The sequence below is a fragment of the Flavobacterium branchiophilum NBRC 15030 = ATCC 35035 genome, assembly GCF_002217205.1.
In the GTDB taxonomy this organism is placed as follows: domain Bacteria; phylum Bacteroidota; class Bacteroidia; order Flavobacteriales; family Flavobacteriaceae; genus Flavobacterium; species Flavobacterium branchiophilum.
This window is the reverse complement of sequence record NZ_MUGT01000033.1, coordinates 1-17,995: the sequence shown is the minus strand read 5'-3', so window position 1 is coordinate 17,995 and position 17,995 is coordinate 1. Positions and strand designations below refer to the sequence as shown.

The window sequence follows — 17,995 nt, the reverse complement described above, 5'->3', positions numbered from 1 at the left end:
AATTTTGCGTAACGTGAGTGAATTAATTTAAAAAACATCACATTGGCTATTCCTGTACCTAAAACCCCTAAAACTACAATATAAAGCAGCGAGGTGCCAACAACTTCTGGATGGTTCTGGTGCCAAAAACCTGTATTTGTCAATATAATTAATGCGGGCCCAATCAATACCAAAAAATTTCCTGTCGTTATACTTAATGGATGTAGGTTTGAAAGGTGTTTTTTTATCAAATTGACATTCAAAGCATAGCAAAGTGTAGCAACAATCACCAATAAAGCATAATGATAGGCCTTGTTTGGATGCAAAAAAGTGCCGTTCAAAACCAAAAACATACTGCCTATAAAACCAATTAGTACCCCAATAAATTGTTGTTTTTTGAAAGGTTGATGGAATGCCAATGTGCTAATTATTAAGGTGTTAATCGGTGTTAAGGCATTCAAAATAGCAGTAATCGAACTGTCAATTTCTGTTTCGGCCATTGCAAAAAGGTAAGCAGGAAAAAAGGTTCCTACAAATGCCGTTACTACGATATAAAACCATTGTTTTTTGGGTATTGTCATTATTTTTTTAAATCCAACAACCAGCAAAAATAAACTTGCAAATACAATTCGGAACGATCCAAGCTGAAACGCTGTAAGCCCAATCAATCCTTTTTTTATTAAAATAAAAGAACTACCCCAAATCATTGAAAGGAGTCCAAGTAAAATCCACTTGTAGTTTGCTTTTGCCATAATTTTGAGTCATAATACTTTTAGGCAAAAATAATATTGTTAGCGTTAAATCCTTGATTTTTTGTAAAATAAAAATTATTTTGTGTATTGGCAAATTTTTATGGCACTAAATAGAAACACATATTAAATGTATTTTTTATATTTACCGCAAAAAAACAACATGATTTTTAAAAATACTTTACAATTTGCACAACAATGGGATGCTCAAGATGCACTTCGAGATTATAAAAATCAATTCCATTTTCCCAAACACAACGGTAAAAATGTGATTTATTTTACAGGAAACTCTTTAGGACTTCAGCCCAAACAAACCCAAAAATATATAGATGAAATCATGAACGATTGGGCAAATTTAGCTGTCGAAGGCCACTTTTTTGCTCAAAAACCTTGGTGGGATTATCAAGAACGTTTCAAAGTGCCTTTAAGTAAATTAGTAGGGGCAAAACCGTCCGAAGTTACCGTAATGAATACGCTAACTGTAAATTTGCACTTGCTAATGGTGTCATTTTACAATCCAAAACCATCAAAATATAAAATATTGTGCGAAGAAAAAGCATTTCCTTCTGATCAATACATGTTACAAAGTCAGGTTCAATTTCATGGATACGACCCTTCCGATGCCATCATTACCGTCAAACGACGTCCTGGCGAACACCATATTAGAACCTCAGACGTTTTAGACTTATTGGACCAACACGGGCATGAAATAGCCCTGGTTTTGATGGGGGGCGTCAATTATTATACAGGACAAGTATTTGATATTGAACAAATTACCAAAAAAGGGCAAGCCCACGGGGCTCATGTGGGTTGGGATTTGGCACATGCAGCTGGCAATATTCACTTGGATTTGCACCAATGGGGTGTTGATTTTGCAGCATGGTGCAGTTACAAATACATGAATGCTGGGCCTGGTAATGTGTCGGGTTGTTTTATTCACGAAAAACACCATCAATTGCAACTTCCTCGATTTGCGGGTTGGTGGGGACACGATAAAAAAACGAGATTCAAAATGGACGACACTTTTTGCCCTTCAGAGGGGGCAGATGGCTGGCAAATTAGCAATTTGCCCGTTCTTTCGTTAGCTCCATATTGGGCTGCCATCGAAATGTTTGACAAAATAGGTATGCCAACATTAATTCAAAAAAGAAATCAAATAACGGCTTACCTCGATTTTATATTGCAAACTATCAACCAAGAAGTTGCGGGTCATTTCGAAATCATTACCCCAACAAATCCTAACGAAAGGGCTTGTCAATTGTCCGTTTTTTTGCATGGTGAGGGCCGAGAATTGTTCGACTTTTTAATGGCTAATGGCGTTATTGTCGATTGGCGAGAACCCAATGTAATTAGGCTTGCTCCAGTTCCTTTTTATTGTTCGTTTGAAGATATGTACCACTTTGGACAAATTTTAAAAGCAGGTATTCTTAATAAAAATATATAAATATAAACAAATGACTAATTTATAGAATAAATACAAATACAAAGAATAACTTTTTGGGCGTTCCCCAAGGGTCGGGCTATCCGTTTCAAACAACGTTCATTGAACTCCAAAAGAAATATAATATTGTGAAATAATCTTTTTTGAGGCCGAAAAAAGCCTCAAAAAAGGATTTCCATTGCTATCCCTAACGCAATAGGTACTAAGTTTAATAATACAAAATGAAGATATTTAGAATTCAATATTTTTTTAACTTTTTTAATTTTTTACAACCATGAATTATCAAAATATTACAACTGAAATGGCCGATGGAATAGGTCAAATTACCATCAACAGACCATCAAAACTCAATGCCTTGAATGTAGCAACCATCGAGGAGTTGCATTTGGCCTTTCAAACAATGGCATCTGACCCAAGCATTGGAGCCATTTTACTAACGGGTGCTGGCGAAAAAGCTTTTGTTGCAGGTGCCGATATTGCAGAATTTGCACACTTTTCTGTAGAACAAGGAACGCTTTTAGCCGCAGAAGGACAAAAAAAATTATTTGATTTAATCGAAAATCTAAGCAAACCTGTTATTGCCGCTATCAACGGATTTGCTCTTGGCGGAGGTTTAGAATTGGCCATGGCATGTCATTTTCGTATAGCCTCTTCAAATGCCAAAATGGGTTTGCCAGAGGTTTCTCTTGGGGTAATACCAGGCTATGGCGGAACGCAACGTTTGCCACAACTCATAGGCAAGGGTAGGGCTATGGAAATGATCATGACTGCTAGTATGATAGACGCAGCAACGGCACTTAGTTATGGATTGGTCAATCATGTTGTGGAGCAAACTGAATTGATAAATTATTCAAAATCAATAATTTATAAAATATTGAAAAATGCCCCCACAGCCATTACTCAAGCCATTTTAGCCATCAATGCTCCTTTCAAAGTAGGTGTTAATGGCTATCAAACAGAAATTGTTTCTTTTGGAAACTGTTTTGGCACAGCCGATTTTAAAGAAGGCACCACAGCATTTTTAGAGAAAAGAAAGGCTCATTTTACGGGAAATTAATTGATTAAGTGCTTCAAAAAAAATTGCAAATATTGGTGTTTTATATAGCAAGAAAACAAAAAAACGATGTAAATTTGCAGTCTAATAAATAATTAATCTAAATAAAAATATGATGTATCCAGAAGAAATGGTAACCCCAATGCGAGCAGAATTAACGCAAGCGGGCTTTCAAAATTTATTTTCAAAAGAGGCTGTAGATGCTGCAATGAAAACCGAAGGAACTACCCTTGTAGTAGTTAATTCTGTGTGTGGTTGTGCTGCTCGAAACGCACGCCCAGGGGTAACAATGAGTTTAGAAAACGCAAAAAAACCTACAAATTTAGTTACGGTTTTTGCAGGCGTGGACAAAGATGCCGTAGATGCTGCTCGTGGCTATATGTTGCCTTTTCCTCCTTCGTCGCCAAGTATTGCCTTGTTTAAAGATGGCGAATTGGTTCACATGTTGGAACGTTATCATATAGAAGGCCGCCCTGCCGAAATGATTGCCGAAAACTTAAAAGATGCTTTCGACCAGTTTTGTTCCTAACAAAAATGGGTCAAATTAAAAATTCAAATTCAAAAAAAGCTACCTGAAAATACTTATAGGTAGCTTTTTTAACACCAAATTGATCTTATGGCTACATGTTTTATCCAAACACCTTTAGGAATTGCTCAAATTGTTGGCGACGACATGGGCGTTTCGTCTATTACTGTTTTGGATCAAGGAATCGTTAGCAACGAAATACCATTTTGTTTGCAAGCGGTTGTGCAACAACTCAACCAATATTTTGAAGGCACATTGCAACAATTTGATTTGGTTTTGAACCCAAAAGGGACCGATTTTCAAAAAAAAATATGGGACTTATTATCAGAAATACCTTTTGGAAAAACCCTGTCTTACTTGCAGCTATCCCATCAGTTTGGCGACCCAAAAGCCATTAGAGCTGTGGCAGCAGCCAATGGCAAAAACCCACTTTGGATTGTTGTGCCGTGTCATCGGGTAATTGGCACCAATGGAAAATTGGTGGGGTATGCTGGCGGATTGCACCGCAAAAAATGGTTGCTCAACCATGAAAACCCTCAACAAACTTCTTTGTTTTAGGAATGATATAATGGTAACGTTACGGTAAATGTAGTTCCGATGCCAATATGGGTGTCAAACGTAATGCTGCCTTTGTAATTTTCTATAATTTTTTTGATAATCCCCAATCCAAGTCCCATACCACTGCTTTTTGTTGTAAATTTTGGCTCAAAAATATGATCAACATCCTTGGTTTCTATGCCTGTTCCGTTGTCTTTTACGGCAATCAAAACGGATGATTTTTCTTTTTTTACACTTACAAAAATTGATTTTTCTTCTTGATTTTCGGGTATGGCTTGTATCGCATTTTTTACTAAGTTGTTGATGATACGAACCAATTGGGTCCTGTCCATTTTTGAAACAATACTTTCAAATTCGCTTTCAAAGTAAATATATTCTTCATTGAAAATCTCTAAAGACAAACTGACTACCTCCACCACATTTAGGGTTTCATTTTGTTGGGCAGGCATAGATGCAAAGTTTGAAAATGCCGATGCCACAGAGCTCATGGCATCTATTTGTTGGATTAATGTTTCTGAAAAATCATGGAGTTTTTGTTTCAAATAGGGGTCGTTGTTGTCAAACTTTCGCTGAAAGCTTTGCACCGTCAATCGCATGGGCGTTAGCGGATTCTTAATTTCGTGTGCTACTTGTTTGGCCATTTCTCGCCAGGCTTCTTCTCGTTCGCTTTGCGCTAGTTTTTGGGCACTTATTTCCAGCTCTTCCACCATGCCATTATAAGCCTTTATGAGCAAATTGATTTCTTTGCTATTGGCTTCCAACATGATTTTTTCATTTTTTTGAGATAAGGAAGTTTCGCTTAATTTGTCAGAAATGGTTTTTAATGATTTTGTAATATAGGAAGATAAAAAATAGGCTACTATAAATGCTACAAACAACATAAATGTATATACTTGTGCAAGTCTTATTAAAAAATTACTTAATTCTTTTTCGTAATAACTGTCATCTTCTACATAAGGCAAATTCAAAATGCCAATGGGTTTAAATTTGTCGTCTTTTATCAAACTATATGATGAACGGTTTTTGAGTCCATTAATGGTTTTAATGTCCACATACCTTTTTTCGATAGAGGATTGAACGAGTTTTAGTATGTATTTTGGTATGGGGGGAGCAACTGCATCTACAGAAAATGTTGATTTAGAAGATTTTAACAATTTACCATTCAAGCTATAAATGTTTATTTCTAAATTATGAATGTCAGACAATTCATGAATTTTATCCTTAAAAATCGACTTCAAATTGGAAGCATTCAGTGGATAAGTAGTGTTGGACAGCACATAATTGATGTTTTCTTTGATGGCATCTTCTTTTCTGTCCAACCGTTCTTGATGATAGACCTTGGCCTCATTTTGAAATTGCACAATAGATATAGAAGCTAATAATACCGAGGCCACGATAATCAAAACAATCATTGATAAAAATATCCTAATTTGTAAGGATAGCATTGATATTTTGAAATGACTAAACATTTTTTTCTCTTATTTTTTTATAAAATCGAAAACCAAGCATGATGATAACCGAAAAAAGGATGATGCCTACAACGCCAAAAATCCAATTGATAGCACTTTTAACGATAATCAAAAATACTACGGCAAACAAAATAATGGTTGCTCCTTCGTTCCACAGCCGCATAAAATTTGACGTGTATTTGAACTCAGACTTTTGCAATTGTTTGTATATTTGATGGCACTTGCCGTGATATATATACAATAAAAAAACAAAAAACAATTTTACTCTAAAAAAATCGGCAAGTAACAAATGGGAGTTTATAAACAGCATCCAAAAGGCAAACAAACTGGCCAAAATCGCACTTGGCCATGTGATGATATACCACAACCTAAAGGTCATGATTTTGTATTGATCGAGTAAAATATCCCGTTTGGGTTGTGGCATTTCGTGAGCTTCTATTTGATATACAAACAACCGAACAATATAAAAAAGCCCTGCAAACCAAGTGATTACAAATATTAAATGCAACGATTTGAGATAGTCATACAACATAGAAAGTGTGTTTTTTGGGTATTAATAAAATTCAAATATAAACTATTTTTTGATATGTAATAATGTGTTTTTTTAATGTAATGTTTTATGGATACAATAAATAAGGTTGTCTCATTTTTCGAAATTGTGCAATCCCTTTTTTCCAACTATTTCTAATGTCTTTTTCGGATAACCCTGCTTCTATTTGTATTTGTAACTGATTTGTTCCTGCTAATTTACTGAAAAATGGAATAAAAAAAACAGATTTGTCTGATGTTTCTTTGTAAGCTTTTATAAGCCATTGAAGTTCTATTTGTTTGATTTTTTTGAGGTTAGATAAATCTTCGCCATAGCAAACAATGTTTTTGTGCAAAGGATCTTGAGCTCCCAAATTTGGCTTTGGCACAAAACTAAAAGCACCTTTTGGCAAAAATGGCGAGCCATATATTTGAAATTGTTTATCAGTTCCTCTACCCACACTTACATTGGTTCCTTCAAAAAAACACAAACTGGCATATAAGTTAATTGCCTGGTCGTTGGGCAAATTTGGTGATGGTTTTGCTACAAGCGAATAGGGCAAATTTCGATTGTAATGGTCGCAGGCAATGACTGTCAAAAGGCATTGAATACCGTTTTTTAACCATTTTTCGCCATTAATCATTTGGGCATATTCTCCAATTGTCATGCCATGCAAAACAGGAATTGGGTGCATGCCAACAAAACTTTGATATGCAGGATCTAATATTGGGCCATCTACTATGCTGCCATTAGGATTGGGTCTGTCCAAAACTAGCAACGGAATTTGTTGTTCGGCACAGGCTTCCATCAAGTAGTGCAATGTGGAAATGTAGGTATAAAATCGGGCACCAACATCCTGAATATCAAATACAACAAGGTCGATATTTTTAAAATGTTCAGGTTTGGGTTTTTTATTGTTGCCATACAACGATACAATGGGCAAACCCGTTTTGACATCTTTACCATCTAATATGTGCTCGCCAGCATCGGCAGTGCCTCTAAATCCATGTTCTGGAGCAAATATTTTTTGAATATTTATGTTTTTAGTAATTAAAAAATCTACCAAATGACTTCCAGATGTAAGTAAACCTGTTTGATTGGTTACAACTCCTATTTTTTTGTTTGCCAATAGAGGTAAATAAACGTCATGTCGATCTGCACCAGTACGAATAGTGGTTGTTTTTTTTGATGTGCTTTCTATGGAAAATGGTTGTTGTGAATTGATTTTTTGGGTATTGCTACAAGAAACCAATACAGAAACCAGTAACATGATTTTGAAACTAAAATAGCCTAATGCACGGTTTTGTTTGTTTATTTTGATCATGATTTATTTTTTAATCTACTTTTTGAATCAAACCAAACATAAATTTTTATATTTGCCCTAACAATCAAAAAACAGTATTTTGAATTTAGAATATTTTATTGCCCAACGACTTGTTTCGTCTAAAGTTCACAAAAATAGTATTTCTAGTCCAATAATAAAAATTGCCGTTGCTGCAATTGCCATTGGTATGGTAATGATGATTGTGTCTATTGCAACGGGTTTTGGTTTGCAAAAAAAAATACAAGAAAAACTAGTTGCTTTTTCGGGGCACATCCAAATTTCAAATTTTGATGACAACCAATCGCAAGTAAGCAAAAAACCCATTTCGACGCATCAACATTTTTATCCACATTTTAAAAATATTCAAGGCATCCAAAATATTCAAGGAGTAGCTACAAAAGCAGGTATTATTCGAACAGATATTGCATTTGAAGGGGTTATTTTAAAGGGAGTTGGCCCTGATTATGATTGGACATTTATGAAAGAATATTTGGTAGCAGGGCATATTCCAGATGTAACAACCCATTTGAATAACGATGTGTTGATTTCGCAACTGTTGGCCGATAAAATGAATTTAAAATTGAACCAGTCGTTTCAAACTTTTTTCATGAAAGAAAATCAAGACGGATTACCTAATATGAGAAATTTTAAAATTGTTGGGATTTATAATTCTGGTTTTCAAGAATTTGACGCTACTTACATCATCGGAAATATCAAACACATTCAGCGTATCAATCATTGGGAAAATGACCAAGTGGGCGCTTTTGAAATTTTTATCAACCACTTTGAAGATATGGAAATCATTGGTAATCAGGTGTATAAAGAAATTCCGCCTACATTAGAATCCAAAACAATTAATGAAAAGTATGCCAATATTATCGAATGGCTCAAGTTATTTGATTTTAATATCATCACTATTTTAATCATCATGATTTTAGTAGCTTCCATCAATATGGTAGTAGCTTTATTAGTTTTAATTTTAGAAAAAACTCAAATGATTGGTATTTTGAAGGCATTAGGAGCCAACAATTGGACCATTCGAAAAATATTTCTTTACAATGCTTTTCATTTGATTGTCAGAGGTTTATGTTGGGGCAATGGTGTAGCTATCGGTTTACTATTGTTGCAACAACAATTTGGAATTATCAAACTCAATCCCGAAAATTATTATGTCAATACTGCACCTGTTTATTTACATTGGAATTATTTGATTGCTCTAAACGTGGGAACAATATTTATTTGTTTGTTAGTATTGCTAATCCCTTCTTATATTATTACTAAAATATCACCAGTAAAGGCTATTAGATTTGAATAAAATAATGTTTTTACGCATGGTAAGTTAGGTTTTTTTAGAAATATCTGATATTAATTAAATTTTTTGTAATGATTATTTTTTAAATAATTAAAATTTTTTTTTATTTTTGAAAATGAATTTTAAGAAAAACAATTTTTGAGTTTCAAACTATATCGATTTAGGCTTTATTTTTTAAGGACACCTCTAAAAACTCTATTTGCAGAAAAATTAAAAATCTTATTTTGTTTAAATTTAATATTTTATGTTTTTTTTTAAAATCAAAATATTGAGTTTTTAGAGGTTACCTAAAATCTATTAAATGGAGAAATCCTTGTAAATAATCCTTATTCTCAATCTGAAATAGCAAAACTAATCGGAACATCAAGACCTACATTCAATATTATGATGAAAGAATTAGAAAATGACAATTATTTTTCTTTGCAAAAAGGGAAAATTATATTTGAAAAATAAGTTTTTTGTTAGGAATCTAACACCTTTTAGATTTTATATGTTCGAATTTTGCATCTTAATATAAAAATATATAAAATCATGCTAAAAAATATTTCAAATTTAGGATTATGTGCTTTATTGGCAAGTGCAATTTTTGTGTCGTGTTCAAAAGATGACGACGATACAAAACCAGTAACAGGAAAAGATATTAACACAGCTACAAAAGCAAGTGTAGATAGATTTAGCTCTGCGGCAGGTCATTTAATGGTACGAACTGCTACCAATGGTTTACCTGCAGCCAATGCTGCAATTAATTTTGACAGTGAACCCTTTATTACAACAGGACTTGATAGAACAGGGGCAGTAGTAAAATATTATAATTTTGATGTGCAACCTACTACTCCAGATGACATTTATGTTTTCTTCAAAGCAGATGGAACACAAGTTTCAGGCCAAAATAATATTATACCTACCATTCCAGGCGATGCAGGATATAATGATTTTTGGTTAGTAAATAAAGTAACTGTACCTAGTGGATATGTTGCCAATAGTTTAACGAGTGAATCAGAAGTATTGGCGTCGGGTTATGCTATTACAAAGACTACATCAATTGCAAACTGTCCTGTTGTTCCATTTGGTTCTACAGCATCAAAAAGTTTTACAGCAGGAACAGCAAGTGCATTAACTTTAGGTTGGTACAAAGGACAAGCGGTAGCGTATTTCAATTTTGGCGAAAAAGCAATAGCAACTACAACAGCAGGTTTAGTTCCTGTTTCGCCAATTTATGTTATGTTCAACGATAATGTAGCAGGTCCTGCATCTGGTTTTAAAACAGAAACTGCAAATCCAAACCAAACTCACAATGTTTTAGCTACTATTCCAAGTGATGCAAGTTATAGCCCACTTTGGAGTGTAAGAGTGATTGATAATGTAAATTTCAATGCTGTTACAAATTTAGCAACTGCAACAGGTTTTACAAGCACACCAGCAGGAGCAACTGTAAATTGTCCTATTGTAAAATAAAAAATAAATATTAAACTTAAAAGTCGCGTGAAATTTTAAATTTCGAGCGACTTTTTTATTCAAAAAATATGAAAACAATTAAAAATGCTTTGACAAAGATAATATGCTTAGTACTTATTTCTACATTTTTCGTTTCGTGCTCTAAAGATGACGAAACTGTTACTAATACACCAATTGACAATATGGCTTCCTTTAAGGGAACTTTTGTATCGTCAGCACATCCAACAAGTGGAAATGTAACAATTAACAAAGAAAAAACTAAACTAAACTTTACCAACTTTAAATCAGATTCAGGTCCAAATTTGGATATTTATTTGGTTTCAAATCTATCAAATGTGAATGGAGGATTTATAAATTTAGGAGATATAAAAGGCTTAAATGGAAACTACATATACGACTTACCCGCAAATACCGACTTTACGGTATATAAATATGTAGTAGTTTGGTGTTCGGACTTCAATGTAAACTTTGGTTATACTACATTAACTCCGTAAAAAAAACTGCACACAACAGCTAGGGTTTCGTTGCGCCTGAAAGCCGAGCAATGAATTGTAATCAACGAATACCTCTAAAAAATATAGATAATGAGTTAAACCAATGCTATTCATGAGTTTATAAAACGTTTTTAGTTAGCATTTTATAATAATTTGGTCGCTCTTTTTTTGGAGGGATTTTAAGGACACCTCTAAAAACTCGATTTGCAGAAAAATTAAAAACCTTATTTTGTTTATATTCAATATTTTATGTTTTTTAAAAAATCAAAATATTGAGTTTTTAGAGGTTACCTTAATTCACAAAATAAATATTTCAAAAATATATTATTTTCAAAAAATTTGTATCTTTGACATTATTTTTTAAACAAATCGTAAATATCATATCAAATTATGGACTTTAATTTAACCGAAGAGCATTTAATGATTCAACAAGCAGCAAAAGATTTTGCTCAAAATGAATTGTTACCAGGCGTTATTGAAAGAGATGAACAGTCAAAATTTCCGACAGAACAAGTCAAAATGATGGCCGAATTAGGATTTATGGGCATGATGGTAGCGCCACAATATGGCGGAGCAGGATTAGACAGCGTATCCTATGTATTGGCCATGACTGAAATAGCAAAAGTAGATGCCTCTGCAGCCGTTATTATGTCTGTAAACAATTCATTGGTTTGTGCAGGGCTCGAAAAATATGGCAGCGAAGCACAAAAACAGAAATACCTAACGCCATTGGCCAAAGGTGATGTAATTGGAGCTTTTTGTTTGTCGGAACCAGAAGCGGGAAGCGATGCAACATCTCAAAAAACAACTGCAATAGATAAAGGAGATTATTATTTGTTAAACGGAACAAAAAATTGGATTACAAATGGTTCTTCGGCATCGGTTTATATCGTGATTGCACAAACAGATATAGACAAAGGACACAAAGGTATTAATGCATTTATTGTAGAAAAAGGTTGGGAAGGTTTTGATATTGGTCCTAAAGAAAAGAAAATGGGAATTCGAGGCAGCGATACCCACTCGTTGTTGTTTACAGACGTAAAAATACCTAAAGAAAACCGTATTGGAGCTGATGGTTTTGGTTTTTCTTTTGCCATGAACGTGCTTAATGGAGGCCGCATTGGCATTGCATCACAAGCTTTGGGCATTGCAACAGGAGCTTATGAATTGGCATTAAAATATGCTCAAGAACGCAAAGCTTTTGGCAAAGAAATTTTCAAACATCAAGCCATTGCATTCAAATTAGCCGACATGGCTACACAAATTGCGGCTGCCCGTTTGTTATGTTTGAAAGCAGCTACCGAAAAAGATGCTGGTAAAGACATTTCGCAATCTGGTGCCATGGCAAAACTATTTGCATCTCAAACCGCCATGGATACCACTATCGAAGCCGTTCAAATTCATGGGGGCAATGGTTATGTGGCCGAATACCATGTAGAACGCATGATGCGTGATGCCAAAATCACTCAAATTTACGAAGGCACTTCCGAAATACAGCGTATTGTAATTTCAAGGAGTTTGATATAAACCATAAAAAATCCCTATTTGTGTTGAAGTAAATAGGGATTTTTAATATAAAATTCTTTTTTTAACAAAATAAGTGCAAGTAATTGTTTGAAAAAAGTTAATTTAATAATAATTTTCTAGTAGCAGATTGACCATTTTCTGATACTTTTACAATATAAATTCCACTTGTCAAATCGGCAACATTTACGGTGTTGTTTTGTGTTGTGGTGTTTTTTACTTGCTTTCCTAGCAAATCATATATGGCTACTTCTTTTTCTGATAGAGTTGGTGTAGTAACAGTTAAAACACCATTTTTAGAGAAAATATCCAATCCTACAATATTATTTTGGTCTATAGCCAATGGTACAGCCGTTACAGCCGCCCATGTTTCGCCAACTCTGATTTCGTCCAATTCTGCTTTTGGTGTCCCTGAAGCATTTCTAATATACACAGAAGCAAACGTCGAAAGAGAAGCATTACCGCTGTTGTTAGTAGCGTTTGCAGTAGGCTCGGTTCCACCCAATCCAGTAGGATTTACCCATAACGAAGCCGCATTTGGTGTTACTCCCTTGTCAAATTTCACAACCACTAAATAAGTAGTGCCAAAGGTTAAATCCGTAGCGTTTTCTGTAAAAGTAGGAGTACCACCAGAGTTATTTTGAATGCTTAATCTAAAATTGGCACCCGAATTAGATGATTTTATACCTAAACGAGCTCCCAAAGGAGTAACACTTGTTCCTGCAGCTCCACCAATACCAAAAAAGTAAGCATCACTTGCAGCTAATTGTGTGTTATCAACTACTTTTAATAAAAGAGAATAGTAAATAGTTGTGGCTGTAGTAGTCGTTGTAAATGCTCTATTAACATCTCTAGGTACCGTTGTATTATTTCCAACAATGGTAACTTTGTTCCCAACGGGTGCCATAAGTCCTGTATAAGATAAACTCCCAGAAGCCAAATCAATAGTGCCCGAATTTCCACTTGTATTACTATGTGTAAGCCAATTATTTGCCCCAACTGCATCAGAAGTAGTTGTGGTATTTCCCCCAATATTACCTGGAGCACTATAGTCAAAACTTTCATACAAAAGAGTTTGTCCAAATGATAAGGAAGCAAATAAAATTAGTGCTAAAGCGTAAATTTTTTTCATAAATATAAATGTTTAAATTTTTTGTAAATATAATAAGTAATTTGCGAAATGCTATTTGGGTATGTAAAATAATTATTAACAAGTTATCATCAATTTTTATTGATAATTTTTATATCAATATTTGTTATTTATATCTTTAAAACATTTTAAAAAGCTAAAAATGTTATATATTTGCAGCTAATTTAGACAAATTAAAAATAAGGAAAAATCTAAAATCAATTAAAATGATAAAAGTTTCTGATACTGCTAGCAAAAAAATCATTGATATGATGACTGAAGACGGTTTTGATGTTACTAAAGATTATGTTCGAGTAGGCGTAAAAAGCGGAGGTTGCTCTGGCTTGTCTTATGAATTGAAATTTGACAAAGAATTAACTGAAAACGACAAAGTTTTTGAAGATAATAACGTAAAAATTGCCGTTGAAAAAAAATCATTCCTCTATTTGGCAGGAACGATTTTAGAATTTTCAGGCGGTTTAAACGGAAAAGGATTTGTGTTCAACAATCCGAATGCCCAGAGAACCTGCGGGTGTGGGGAGAGTTTTTCTTTATAAAAGCCCCCCAACCCCCGAAGGGGGGAGCTGTTGGAGTGCTTAATTATTTACATTAAAAAAATAAAAATCCTATTTACCCCTAATAGGAATTCCCCCCTTGGGGGCTAGGGGGCTGATATGAGCAAATATACTGAAGACGATTTAAAAATTGAACTCGAAAACAAGGAGTACGAATACGGATTTTATACCGAATTGGACTCGGAGACGTTTCCTATTGGGTTGAATGAAGACATTGTTCGTGCTATTTCTAAGAAAAAAGAAGAGCCCGAATGGATGACTGAATGGCGTTTGGAGGCATTCCGTGCTTGGCTAGAAATGACCGAACCAGAATGGGCAAATGTGCGCTATGAAAAACCTGATTTTCAGGCAATTTCGTATTATTCTGCTCCCAAAAAAGCGGATCCTAACAAGAAATTGGAAGATGTGGATCCCGAATTGTTGGCCATGTATAAAAAACTCGGAATTTCGGTGGACGAACAAAAGAAAATGAACAATGTGGCAATCGATATTGTCGTGGATTCGGTTTCTGTGGCTACCACTTTTAAGAAAACACTAAATGAAAAAGGCATTATTTTTTGCTCCATTTCTGAAGCTATAAGAGAACATCCTGAATTGGTTCGCAAGCATTTAGGCACTGTTGTACCCATGAAAGATAATTTTTATGCGGCTTTGAATTCGGCTGTATTTTCGGATGGAAGTTTTTGTTACATCCCAAAAGGCGTCAAATGTCCGATGGAATTATCAACCTATTTCCGTATCAATCAAGGCGGGACAGGACAATTTGAACGCACTTTGTTGATTGCCGATGAAGGCAGTTATGTGTCCTATTTGGAAGGATGTACCGCGCCAAGCCGTGATGAAAACCAATTGCACGCAGCAGTAGTGGAATTGATTGCCATGGACGATGCAGAAATTAAATATTCAACCGTTCAAAACTGGTATCCAGGGAACAAAGAAGGAAAAGGTGGTGTTTATAATTTTGTAACCAAAAGAGGTTTGTGCGAGAAAAATGCTAAAATCTCTTGGACACAAGTTGAAACCGGTTCGGCAGTTACTTGGAAATATCCATCAGTAGTGTTGAAAGGCGATAATGCCATTGGAGAGTTTTATTCCATTGCAGTAACCAATAATTTTCAGCAAGCCGACACCGGAACCAAAATGATTCATTTGGGAAAAAACACCAAATCAACCATTATATCCAAAGGAATTTCAGCAGGAAAATCGCAAAATAGTTATAGAGGATTGGTTCAAATTGGAGCAAGAGCAGAAAATGCACGTAATTTTTCGCAATGTGATTCCCTTTTGATGGGAAATAATTGTGGAGCGCACACCTTTCCTTATATAGAAAGTAAAAATGCTTCCGCAAAAGTGGAACACGAAGCCACAACCAGCAAAATTGGGGAAGATCAAGTGTTTTATTGCAACCAACGTGGTATTCCAACAGAAAAAGCGATTGCTTTAATTGTGAATGGATTTAGTAAAGAAGTGTTGAACAAATTGCCAATGGAATTTGCCGTTGAAGCCCAAAAGTTGTTGGAAATAAGTTTAGAAGGAAGTGTGGGGTAATTTATTGTTTTTTAAAAAATATAAATATGGTATTGATTATAAATAAAAATTCAAAGAAGGAAGATTTTGATAAATTCTTGAAAGACAGACAAAATAAGTCTAAAAAGGGTTTTGATGCCAAAAAATATAGTGGCGTTATTTCTACATTTAAAGATATAGATCCTAATAAAATTCAAGAACAATTAAGAAATGAATGGTAGTATTTTAATAGATACAAATATTTTTATTTACTTAACTCAAGGAGATGAAAGAGTGATTGAATATCTTCAAGGAAAAGATGTTTGTATTACATTTATTTCTGAATTAGAGTTGCTTTCGTTTAAAAATATTACAAAAAATGAGGAATTAATTATTGAAGAAATTTTGAGTCAATTTGCAATTTATAACTATAATGATTCTATAAAAAAGCAAATCATTTTTTTAAGAAAAAAATACCATTTGAAATTACCGGATAGTATTATTCTGGCTATTGCAAAATATTATGACATACCATTTTTAACTTCTGATAAAAAATTAAAAAGGATAGAGGAAGTAGATGTAATAATTTATGAGGTTTAACAATTTAAACTTTTAGAACTATGGAATTAGTATTAAAAAATGTAAAGAAAAAAGATTTAGCGGTTTTTAAATCCTTGGCAAAATCTTTGGGTTTTGAAATTGAAAAAAAAGAGAAGCCATACAATCCTGAATTTGTAAAAGAAATTTTGGAGGCAGCAAAAGAAGTACGAGAAGGGAATTATGTGAAAATTTCAATGGAAGAATTGGATAGTTTATGGAAGTAAGATATTCAAAAAAAGCAGAAAGAGATTTAGAATTTTGGTCAAAATCTGGTAACAAATCCATTTTAAAAAAAATAGCAGAATTAATAAAATCAATTCAACAAAACCCTTATGAAGGTATTGGAAAACCAGAAGCTTTAAAACATGAATTGTCAGGTTATTGGTCAAGACGTATTGATTTTGAGCATAGAATTATTTACCAAATTATTGATGAAAATACAATTGAAATTTTAAACATCATTTCTCTGAAAGGGCATTATTTTTAAATAATAATTTAGAAAAAACGAATCATGGAACTAGTATTAAAAAATGTAAAGAAAAAAGATTTAGCGGTTTTTAAATCCTTGGCAAAATCTTTGGGTTTTGAAATTGAAAAAAAAGAGAAGCCATACAATCCTGAATTTGTAAAAGAAATTTTGGAGGCAGAAAAAAGCATTAAGGAAGGGCGAGGGGTTCGGATGACAATGGAGGAATTAAAAGAATTATGCAAATAGATTTTTCAGATAAGGCAAAATTAGATTTAGATTTTTGGATTAAATCTGGAAATAAAGGAATTTTGAAAAAAATTTATTCTTTAATAGAAGATATTCAATTACACCCTTATGAAGGCATTGGAAAACCAGAACCTTTAAAACACCAACTTTCAGGAAAATGGTCAAGACGAATTAATCAAGAACACCGAATTATATATAAAGTTACAGAAGAAAACACGATTGAAATATTAGATATATTGTCCCTAAAAGGACATTACGAATAAAAAAAATAAATATGCTACAAATAAAAAACCTGCACGCCTCCATTGGCGACAAAGAAATTTTAAAAGGAATCAACCTCGAAATTAAGGCTGGAGAAGTTCATGCCATAATGGGACCAAATGGTGCCGGAAAAAGTACCCTTTCAGCCATAGTTGCTGGAAACGAAAATTATGAAGTTACCGAAGGTGAAATCTTTCTTGATGGTGAAGAAATTTCCGAATTGGCTCCCGAAGAAAGAGCTCATAAAGGGGTGTTTTTGTCTTTTCAATATCCTGTAGAAATTCCAGGGGTTTCGGTAACGAATTTCATCAAAACTGCGATTAACGAAAAACGAAAAGCTCATGGTTTGGAAGATATGCCTGCCAATGAAATGTTGAAATTGATTCGTGAGAAATCCGAATTGTTAGAAATGGATCGCAAATTCTTGTCACGTTCGCTAAATGAAGGTTTTTCTGGAGGCGAAAAAAAACGAAATGAAATCTTCCAAATGGCCATGTTGGAACCCAAAATCGCAATCCTAGACGAAACCGATTCAGGACTAGACATTGACGCACTCCGAATAGTTGCCAATGGTGTAAACAAATTAAAAACCGAAAACAATGCGGTTTTAGTAATTACGCACTACCAACGCTTGCTAGACTATATCGTTCCCGATTTTGTTCATGTTTTAATGAATGGAAAAATTGTAAAATCAGGCGGTGCCGACCTTGCTTTAGAATTAGAAGAAAAAGGATATGATTGGATTAAACTAGAACAAGAAGCTTAAAATATAATTTTAAACATTAAGAAATTAAG

General features: G+C 33.9%; 23 protein-coding genes. 18 read left to right on the top strand and 5 right to left on the bottom strand.

All coding sequences use genetic code 11. The features are described 5' to 3' along the window. On the bottom strand, window positions 1–731 hold a 731-nt coding region (locus B0A58_RS04525), incomplete at its 3' end, for a DMT family transporter (protein WP_089080048.1). 160 nt (window positions 732–891) lie between these two features. On the opposite strand from B0A58_RS04525, the gene kynU reads away from it, so the two are divergent. From kynU to B0A58_RS04505, 4 genes are all read left to right on the top strand, one after another. Further along, on the top strand, window positions 892–2,172 hold the full coding sequence (gene kynU, locus B0A58_RS04520; RefSeq protein WP_089080050.1) for a kynureninase: 1,281 nt from the start codon (window positions 892–894) through the stop codon (window positions 2,170–2,172). 271 nt (window positions 2,173–2,443) lie between these two features. Beyond that, window positions 2,444–3,226 carry an enoyl-CoA hydratase/isomerase family protein gene (locus tag B0A58_RS04515; protein WP_089080047.1) on the top strand — a complete coding sequence of 261 codons (783 nt, stop codon included), beginning with the start codon at window positions 2,444–2,446 and terminating at the stop codon, window positions 3,224–3,226. 112 nt (window positions 3,227–3,338) lie between these two features. Then, a complete protein-coding gene (locus B0A58_RS04510) occupies window positions 3,339–3,752 on the top strand; it encodes a BrxA/BrxB family bacilliredoxin (protein ID WP_014083243.1) in 414 nt (137 codons plus the stop codon). 87 nt (window positions 3,753–3,839) lie between these two features. Next, entirely contained in the window at window positions 3,840–4,307 is a 468-nt protein-coding gene (locus B0A58_RS04505; protein WP_089080046.1) for a methylated-DNA--[protein]-cysteine S-methyltransferase, read from the top strand. Here the strand turns inward: B0A58_RS04505 and B0A58_RS04500 are convergent. The 3 genes from B0A58_RS04500 to B0A58_RS04490 all read right to left on the bottom strand — a co-directional run bounded on the left by B0A58_RS04500 (window position 4,304) and on the right by B0A58_RS04490 (window position 7,629). After that, window positions 4,304–5,776, bottom strand: coding sequence for a PAS domain-containing sensor histidine kinase (locus B0A58_RS04500; protein WP_373863146.1), 1,473 nt, complete (start codon window positions 5,774–5,776; stop codon window positions 4,304–4,306). The genes B0A58_RS04505 and B0A58_RS04500 overlap by 4 nt on opposite strands. Further along, a complete protein-coding gene (locus B0A58_RS04495; RefSeq protein WP_089080044.1) occupies window positions 5,769–6,308 on the bottom strand; it encodes a CopD family protein in 540 nt (179 codons plus the stop codon). The genes B0A58_RS04500 and B0A58_RS04495 overlap by 8 nt, the downstream gene beginning before the upstream one ends. A gap of 85 nt (window positions 6,309–6,393) precedes the next feature. Beyond that, on the bottom strand, window positions 6,394–7,629 hold the full coding sequence (locus B0A58_RS04490) for an exo-beta-N-acetylmuramidase NamZ family protein (RefSeq protein WP_089080043.1): 1,236 nt from the start codon (window positions 7,627–7,629) through the stop codon (window positions 6,394–6,396). Between the two features lie 79 nt (window positions 7,630–7,708). Here B0A58_RS04490 and B0A58_RS04485 point away from each other — a divergent pair, with 79 nt between their 5' ends. From B0A58_RS04485 to B0A58_RS04465, 5 genes are all read left to right on the top strand, one after another. Then, entirely contained in the window at window positions 7,709–8,944 is a 1,236-nt protein-coding gene (locus tag B0A58_RS04485; RefSeq protein WP_014083248.1) for an ABC transporter permease, read from the top strand. Window positions 8,945–9,250: 306 nt separating this feature from the next. After that, entirely contained in the window at window positions 9,251–9,394 is a 144-nt protein-coding gene (locus tag B0A58_RS04480) for a helix-turn-helix domain-containing protein (protein WP_089080049.1), read from the top strand. A 78-nt stretch (window positions 9,395–9,472) separates the two neighbouring features. After that, window positions 9,473–10,396, top strand: coding sequence for a hypothetical protein (locus tag B0A58_RS04475; protein ID WP_014083249.1), 924 nt, complete (start codon window positions 9,473–9,475; stop codon window positions 10,394–10,396). Window positions 10,397–10,485: 89 nt separating this feature from the next. Further along, window positions 10,486–10,890: a DM13 domain-containing protein gene (locus tag B0A58_RS04470; RefSeq protein ID WP_165766290.1), complete on the top strand. Its 405-nt coding sequence runs from the start codon at window positions 10,486–10,488 to the stop codon at window positions 10,888–10,890. 390 nt (window positions 10,891–11,280) lie between these two features. Continuing rightward, entirely contained in the window at window positions 11,281–12,417 is a 1,137-nt protein-coding gene (locus B0A58_RS04465; RefSeq protein WP_089080041.1) for an acyl-CoA dehydrogenase, read from the top strand. 97 nt (window positions 12,418–12,514) lie between these two features. Here the strand turns inward: B0A58_RS04465 and B0A58_RS04460 are convergent, their stop codons facing one another. Next, window positions 12,515–13,546 carry a T9SS type A sorting domain-containing protein gene (locus tag B0A58_RS04460; protein WP_089080040.1) on the bottom strand — a complete coding sequence of 344 codons (1,032 nt, stop codon included), beginning with the start codon at window positions 13,544–13,546 and terminating at the stop codon, window positions 12,515–12,517. 224 nt (window positions 13,547–13,770) lie between these two features. Here B0A58_RS04460 and B0A58_RS04455 point away from each other — a divergent pair, with 224 nt between their 5' ends. From B0A58_RS04455 to sufC, 9 genes are all read left to right on the top strand, one after another. Then, window positions 13,771–14,100: a HesB/IscA family protein gene (locus tag B0A58_RS04455; protein ID WP_014083252.1), complete on the top strand. Its 330-nt coding sequence runs from the start codon at window positions 13,771–13,773 to the stop codon at window positions 14,098–14,100. Between the two features lie 117 nt (window positions 14,101–14,217). Further along, entirely contained in the window at window positions 14,218–15,666 is a 1,449-nt protein-coding gene (gene sufB / locus B0A58_RS04450; RefSeq protein ID WP_089080039.1) for a Fe-S cluster assembly protein SufB, read from the top strand. Window positions 15,667–15,692: 26 nt separating this feature from the next. Continuing rightward, window positions 15,693–15,866, top strand: a complete 174-nt coding sequence (locus tag B0A58_RS16400) for a hypothetical protein (RefSeq protein WP_165766289.1) — start codon at window positions 15,693–15,695, stop codon at window positions 15,864–15,866. After that, entirely contained in the window at window positions 15,856–16,224 is a 369-nt protein-coding gene (locus B0A58_RS04445; protein ID WP_089080038.1) for a PIN domain-containing protein, read from the top strand. Before B0A58_RS16400 ends, B0A58_RS04445 begins: the two co-directional genes overlap by 11 nt. A gap of 20 nt (window positions 16,225–16,244) precedes the next feature. After that, window positions 16,245–16,448 carry a DUF2683 family protein gene (locus B0A58_RS04440; RefSeq protein ID WP_089080037.1) on the top strand — a complete coding sequence of 68 codons (204 nt, stop codon included), beginning with the start codon at window positions 16,245–16,247 and terminating at the stop codon, window positions 16,446–16,448. Then, window positions 16,439–16,711 carry a Txe/YoeB family addiction module toxin gene (locus tag B0A58_RS04435; protein ID WP_089080036.1) on the top strand — a complete coding sequence of 91 codons (273 nt, stop codon included), beginning with the start codon at window positions 16,439–16,441 and terminating at the stop codon, window positions 16,709–16,711. The genes B0A58_RS04440 and B0A58_RS04435 overlap by 10 nt, the downstream gene beginning before the upstream one ends. Before the next feature lie 24 nt (window positions 16,712–16,735). Continuing rightward, window positions 16,736–16,939, top strand: a complete 204-nt coding sequence (locus B0A58_RS04430) for a DUF2683 family protein (protein WP_089080035.1) — start codon at window positions 16,736–16,738, stop codon at window positions 16,937–16,939. Beyond that, window positions 16,930–17,202: a Txe/YoeB family addiction module toxin gene (locus tag B0A58_RS04425; RefSeq protein ID WP_089080034.1), complete on the top strand. Its 273-nt coding sequence runs from the start codon at window positions 16,930–16,932 to the stop codon at window positions 17,200–17,202. The genes B0A58_RS04430 and B0A58_RS04425 overlap by 10 nt, the downstream gene beginning before the upstream one ends. 11 nt (window positions 17,203–17,213) lie before the next feature. Next, complete coding sequence (gene sufC / locus B0A58_RS04420; protein WP_089080033.1) at window positions 17,214–17,966, top strand: Fe-S cluster assembly ATPase SufC; 753 nt, start codon at window positions 17,214–17,216, stop codon at window positions 17,964–17,966. Window positions 17,967–17,995 lie beyond the last annotated feature (29 nt).